The sequence below is a fragment of the Brevundimonas sp. genome (assembly GCF_016463295.1).
In the GTDB taxonomy this organism is placed as follows: Bacteria; Pseudomonadota; Alphaproteobacteria; order Caulobacterales; family Caulobacteraceae; genus Brevundimonas.
In genome coordinates this window covers 1-4,964 of sequence record NZ_JAEMRO010000120.1, presented here as the reverse complement: position 1 = coordinate 4,964, position 4,964 = coordinate 1, and the positions used below count along the sequence as shown (strand labels likewise).

Annotated in this window: 4 protein-coding genes; 1 reads left to right on the top strand and 3 read right to left on the bottom strand. The window is 66.9% G+C overall.

The features are described 5' to 3' along the window. Positions 1–131 precede the first annotated feature (131 nt). Positions 132–1,787: an amidohydrolase gene (locus JHC81_RS13740; protein WP_292175605.1), complete on the bottom strand. Its 1,656-nt coding sequence runs from the start codon at positions 1,785–1,787 to the stop codon at positions 132–134. Positions 1,788–1,981: 194 nt separating this feature from the next. Here JHC81_RS13740 and JHC81_RS13735 point away from each other — a divergent pair, with 194 nt between their 5' ends. Beyond that, a complete protein-coding gene (locus tag JHC81_RS13735) occupies positions 1,982–2,413 on the top strand; it encodes a DUF488 domain-containing protein (protein ID WP_292175603.1) in 432 nt (143 codons plus the stop codon). Between the two features lie 163 nt (positions 2,414–2,576). Here JHC81_RS13735 and JHC81_RS13730 read toward each other — a convergent pair whose 3' ends face one another. Next, the gene (locus JHC81_RS13730; protein WP_292175601.1) at positions 2,577–4,751 is read right to left on the bottom strand and encodes a 3-hydroxyacyl-CoA dehydrogenase NAD-binding domain-containing protein; all 2,175 of its coding nucleotides are present in this window, start codon (positions 4,749–4,751) and stop codon (positions 2,577–2,579) included. 139 nt (positions 4,752–4,890) lie between these two features. After that, a partial coding sequence (locus JHC81_RS13725) for a hypothetical protein (RefSeq protein WP_292175606.1) occupies positions 4,891–4,964 on the bottom strand: 74 nt, incomplete at its 5' end.

Sequence of the window (4,964 nt, the reverse complement as noted above, 5' to 3'; positions counted from 1 at the left end):
GAACCCGCACGAAAAGCTTGGGAAGCTTTCAGGCTACCACTACATCACGCCCGCGCTGCCGCAGCCTTAGGCGGTTAGGGCACCAAGCTCAAGACGGGGTGGCGAGGGCGCGTGCCACCCCGTCGTCGTTTCTAGTCGGCCTGATGGACGACCACGCCGTCAACGACCGTCAGCGTCGCCTTGCCCTTGGGAATGTCGGCAAAGGGGGCGGTCATCAGGTCGACGTCGAAGGCGGTCAGGTCGGCGCGCTTGCCGACCTCGATGGTGCCGAGATCGTCCTCCTGGAAACTGGCATGGGCGGGCCAGAGGGTGAACATCCTGAGCGCCGTCATCCGATCCACGGCCTCGTTGGGGCGCCAGTCGGGGCCCTGGAAGCCTTCCAGATCGCGGCGGGTGACGGCGGCGTAGAATTCGATCAGGGGTGAGCCGCGCTCGACCGGGGCATCCGAGCCGCCGACCACGATCACGCCGCGATCCACCAGACTGTGCCAGGCATAGGCCCCGTCCAGACGGGCGTCGCCCAGGCGGGCCGGGGCGAAATGCAGGTCGCCGATGGCGTGGCTGGGCTGCATGGAGGCGATGATCGGCAGGTCGACGAAGTCCTGATAGTCGGCAGGGCGCAGGATCTGGGCATGTTCGATGCGCCAGCGCACATCGGCTCCGTCGGGGCGCTCGGGTTCCGGGACCGCGGCCAGGGCCCGGGCATACCAGTCGGCCACGGAGGCATTGCCGCGATCGCCGATGGCATGGGTGGCGATCTGGATGCCGCCCTTCAGCGCCGCCTCATACAGGGGCACGATCTCCGCCTCAGTGATCTGCATCAGGCCGGTGGTGTCGGGCCGGTCGGCATAGGGTTCGAACAGGGCCGCGCCGCGCGAACCCAGAGCCCCGTCGGCATAGTATTTGATGGCGCGGGTCACGACCCGCTCGTCCGCGACGCTACGTGGGCCGCCCGCGATCAGCTCGGCCGCACCGTCGGGGGTGACACTGTTGTAGAGGCGCAAGGGGGCCTCGCCCGCCTGGGCCATCTCTTCCAGCAGAGGGATGTCGCGCCAGGGGGCGCTCATGAAATGGATGCCGGTCCAGCCATATTGAGCCTCGACGCGGAAGCCGGCGCGATAGGCCTCGCGCAGGGCAGCGGGGTCGGCCTGAGGCATCAGCTGGGCCACCAGCTGTTCGGCCGCATCGACCAGCAGGCCGGTGGGCTGGCCGTCCCGCCCTTTGAGGATTTCGCCGCCCGCCGGGGCCTGGGTTGAAGCGGTGATGCCGGCTGCGGTCAGGGCGGCGGTCGAGGCGACCACCGCATGGCCATCGGCCCGGCCCAGCAGGACGACACGCCCGGGTGCGGCGGCATCCAGATCGGCGGCGGTCAGAAAGCGCGCCTCCGGCCAGCGGGTCTCGATCCAGCCACGCCCCACGATGGGGCCATCGGGATGGGCCTGAGCCCAGGCGGTCAGCTTGGCCATGGCATCGGCGACCGAGGTCGAGCCTTCCAGGTTCAGCGTCAGCTCGCGCCAGCCGATCCCGTCCAGATGGGCGTGACCGTCGGTAAATCCGGGAAACAGGGCCGCGCCCTTGAGGTCGATCAGGGTGAGCCCGTCGCCGGTCGGGGCCTCGGCAAAGGACCCGACATAGTAGATGCGGCCGTCGCGGACCTGAACCACCTCGGCGGTCGGGGCAGCCTCGACGCCCGTATAGATGGGTCCGCCCCGGATCAGCAGGTTCTGGGCCTGGGCGGTGTTGGCGGCACCCGCAAAAAGCAGGGCGAGGGCGAGGCGGCGGATCATGCGGCAGACTCCTGAACAGCAGCCAAGGCCGTGCGACACGGCGGCAAGGAGGTCAAGGCGACAAAAACACAGTCCACTGAGTCCACTCGGTCCACTTCGTCCCGGCCTACGCGTCCGAGGAGAGGACCCTGCCACAAGGATGCGTCAGAAACGGTCGCGCTGGCGTTCGGGCCGAGCCTTCCCATCTGAAGCCGATGAAACTGTTCACCATCGGATACGAGGGCGAGCCACAGGCCGCCGTGATCGAGAAGCTGAAGGCGGCCGGTGTCGAGATTCTGGTGGATGTGCGCGCGGTGGCGGCTTCGCGCCGGGCGGGCTTCTCCAAGACGATCCTGGGCAACAGCCTGCGAGAAGCAGGGATCGACTATCTGCACCTGCGCCCGCTGGGCACGCCCAAGGCGGGTCGCGAGGCGGCGAAGAAGGGCCGGATCGGCGAGATGCGCGACATCTTCGCGGGCCACATGAGCGAGCCGGCGTCGGAAGCGGCCTTCCAGCAGTTGGGGGCGCTGGCGCGCGAGAAGCGGGTGGCTCTGCTGTGTTTCGAGGCCGACCATGCGGGCTGCCACCGCGCCGTCCTGGCCGAGCGGCTGGCGAGCGAGGACGGGTTCGAGGTGGTGAACTTGTAAACACCCCTCTCCCCTTGCGGGAGAGGGAGATGACGCACGACGGCGCAGCCGTCGTTCTGGCGGCATCGGGTGAGGGGTCGCAGGGACGATTGCCGTACTGGCCAGTGCGACCTCTCATCCGGCCCTCCGGGCCACCTTCTCCCGCCAGGGGAGAAGGAATGGATCAGGCCGCGGCCTTCTTGCCTTCGAAATTGCCGTAGAAGGTCTCGCCCTTGGCGGCCATGTCGCGCAGCAGTTGGGGCGGGGTGAAGCGGTCGCCGTACTGGGCGGCGTACTTGTCCGCCTGTTCGACGAAGGCCTTCAGGCCGATCTGGTCGATGTAGGTGATCGGGCCGCCGGTCCAGGGCGCGAAACCCCAGGCCAGGATGGCACCCACGTCGGCCTCGCGCGGGTCGTCGATGACGCCCTCTTCCCAGCATTTGGCGACTTCGACGGCCTGACGATACAGCAGGCGGCGCTTCTGATCCTCGACCAGTTCGGGCGTCGAATCGTTGATCGTCACCGGGACCAGGTCGGACAGGCCCTTCCACAGGGTCTTGGGCTTGGTGTCGTAGTCGTAGAAGCCCTTGCCGTTCTTGCGACCGTAGCGGCCCAGATCCTCGACCATGGTGCGGACGATCTCGGCACCCTGAAGCGGGACATATTTGTCGCCCAGGTCGATGGCCGTCTGTTTGGCGACCTTGACCGACAGGTCCAGGGCCACGTCGTCGTGCATTTCCAGCGGGCCGCGCGGCATGCCGGTCATGCGGCCGATGTTATCGATCAGGGCGGGGGCATAGCCCTCCTGCAACATGGCCAGACCCTCGGCCACGTAGGTGGCGAAGCAGCGCGAGGTGTAGAAGCCGCGGCCGTCGTTGACGACGATCGGGGTCTTCTTAATCTTCAGGATGTAGTCCAGCGACTTGGCGATGGCCGCCTCGCCGGTCTTTTCGCCCAGGATGATCTCGACCAGCATCATCTTGTCGACGGGCGAGAAGAAGTGGATGCCGATGAAGTCCTCGGGGCGGACCGAGGCCTCGGCCAGACCGGTGATCGGCAGGGTCGAGGTGTTGGAGCCGAAGATGGCACCGGGCTCCAGCTGAGCCTCGGCACGCTTCGTCACTTCGGCCTTGATCTCACGGTTCTCGAACACGGCCTCGATGACCAGATCCGAGCCCTTGATGTGCTCATAGTCGGTGGTGGCAGTGACGGAGGCCAGCAGGGCGTCGAACTTGTCCTGGGTAATCTGGCCGCGCGACAGGCGCTTCTTCAACAGTTCCTCGACATGGGCCTTGCCCTTGTCGGCGGCGTCCTGGGTCTGATCGATCAGGATGGTTTCGATCCCGGCCAGGGCCTGCACATAGGCGATGCCGGCACCCATCATGCCGGCACCCAGGACCGTGACCTTCTTGGGGTCCGACTTGGGCACACCGGCGGGGCGGACGGCCCCCTTGTCCAGTTCCTGTTTCGACAGAAACAGGGAGCGGATCATGCCCTGGGCCTGGGGCGTCATCAGGGTCTTGATGAAGTAGCGGGTCTCGATGCGCAAGGCCGCATCCATCGGCACCTGCATGCCCTCATAGACGGCGCTCATCAGGTTGGTCGCGGCGGGATAGTTGCCATAGGTCTGTTTGCGGATCATCGCATTGCCGACGATGAAATTCTGGACGCCGACAGGGTGGTAGGGACCACCACCGGGCAGTTTGAAGGACTTGTCGTCCCACGGCTGGACGGCCTTGCCGCCACCCTTGATCCAGGCCTTGGCGGCCTCGACCTCGGTGCCGACGGGGACGACTTCATGGATGAAGCCTGCGCCCTTGGCGTCGTTGGGGCGGAAGGACTTGCCCTCGGTCATGGCCATCATCGCCGCCTGGACGCCGATCAGGCGCGGCAGGCGCTGGGTGCCGCCACCACCGGGGAACAGGCCGACCTTGATCTCGGGCAGGCCGAGCTGAATCTTGGGGCTGTCGCCGACGACGCGGTAATGACAGGCTAGGGTCAGTTCCAGACCGCCGCCGAGCGCAAGGCCGTTGATGGCGGCCGCCACGGGCTTGCCGCAGGTTTCCAGCGCGCGCAGGGCCCCGTTCAGCTTCCAGCCGGCGTCATAGGCCTCTTGAAGCGAGCCGCCCGCCAGCATGCCACCGGCCATGTCACCCAGGTCGGCACCGGCGCAGAAGCCGGAGGCCTTGCCCGAGGTCAGGACCACGCCCTTGATGGCGTCGTCAGTCTTCACCCGCTCGACCCACTCCGGGATTTCCTTCATCACGCCACTGGTCAGGGTATTCATCGAGCGTCCGGGGACGTCGAAGGTGATCAGGGCGATGCCGTCGGCGTCGACGTCGATCTTGAAGTTTTCCATGGTCTCTCTTCCTTATTCCTCCCCCACCGGGGGAGGGGGACCGCGAAGCGGTGGAGGGGGCCCACCGCAGCCACTGGCGTTAGGGGCCAGCCCCCTCAGTCAGCTTTGCTGACAGCTCCCCCGACGGGGGAGCAATGGATCACACCCGCTCGATCACCGTGGCGGTGCCCATGCCGCCGCCGATGCACAGGGTGATCAGGGCGGTCGACTTGT

What these genes read in the sequence shown, in the direction of transcription:
- JHC81_RS13740 (WP_292175605.1), bottom strand. Translation starts at nt 1,787, where the DNA reads ATGATCCGCCGCCTCGCCCTCGCCCTGCTTTTTGCGGGTGCCGCCAAC.
- JHC81_RS13735 (WP_292175603.1), top strand. Translation starts at nt 1,982, where the DNA reads ATGAAACTGTTCACCATCGGATACGAGGGCGAGCCACAGGCCGCCGTG.
- JHC81_RS13730 (WP_292175601.1), bottom strand. Translation starts at nt 4,751, where the DNA reads ATGGAAAACTTCAAGATCGACGTCGACGCCGACGGCATCGCCCTGATC.